General features: G+C 58.9%; 1 protein-coding gene and 1 pseudogene. Both read left to right on the forward strand.

The features are described from left to right. Positions 1-365: TolC family protein (locus tag AC1DH9_RS30095; protein WP_477809448.1), on the forward strand; the 365-nt coding region annotated here is incomplete at its 5' end. Beyond that, positions 362-805 (forward strand): annotated as a pseudogene (locus tag AC1DH9_RS30100) (ABC transporter permease); the annotation flags it as partial. The gene AC1DH9_RS30095 and the pseudogene AC1DH9_RS30100, both read left to right, overlap by 4 nt.

Raw genomic sequence — 805 nt, forward strand, 5'->3', positions numbered from 1 at the left:
GCCGTAAAGCGGCGATCGATGCCTATGAGCAGGCGGCAGCGAATTATCGGCAAACCGTGCTCGAGTCTTTCGCGCAAGTGGCCGATGCCCTGAAGGCCCTGGAGTTCGATGCACAGGCCCTGCAAAAACAGACCGAGGCACAGGCTACCGCTGAAGAAGCACTGCGTTTGCTGCAAGCCAACTACCGATCGGGCCTGGTGACCTATCTGGATCTGCTGGCGGCCGATGTGCAGTTGCATCAAGTCAACATCGCCTATCTGCAAGCACTTGCCCAGCGCCATCAGGACACTGTCGGGCTGTTCGTCGCGCTGGGTGGCGGCTGGTGGAACACTCCGCCCCCTGCGGGCAGCAGGCAGACACCATGAAATACTCGGGCATCCTGCGGATCGGCTTCAAGCTGCTGGTCAATGACAAGGCCAAGTTTTCGGCATTGCTGGTAGGGATTACGTTCTCGGTGTTCCTGATGTTGCAGATGACCGCACTGTTTGCCGGCATCCTCAATCGCGCCCACTCGACGGTGACCAATATCGGCGCGGCGATGTGGATCATGGACCCGGCCGTGAACACCCCGACCATTGTCATTCCTCTGCCAGACTATTTGCTCGATGCCGTACGCAGCATGGAGCAGGTGCGCTACGCGGTGCCTGTATTCATTGGCGGCGCCCAGGTCAGGTTGGCCAGTGGCACCTATCAGGCGGTCAGTGTGATAGGTCTCGACGACACCAGCCTGTTCGGTCGCCCTGAGCTTGAAGAGGGTTCTATCGAGGACATTTACGCGGAAAACGCATTCATCATGGTCCACGAT

This window comes from Pseudomonas sp. 05T35, from assembly GCF_056396605.1.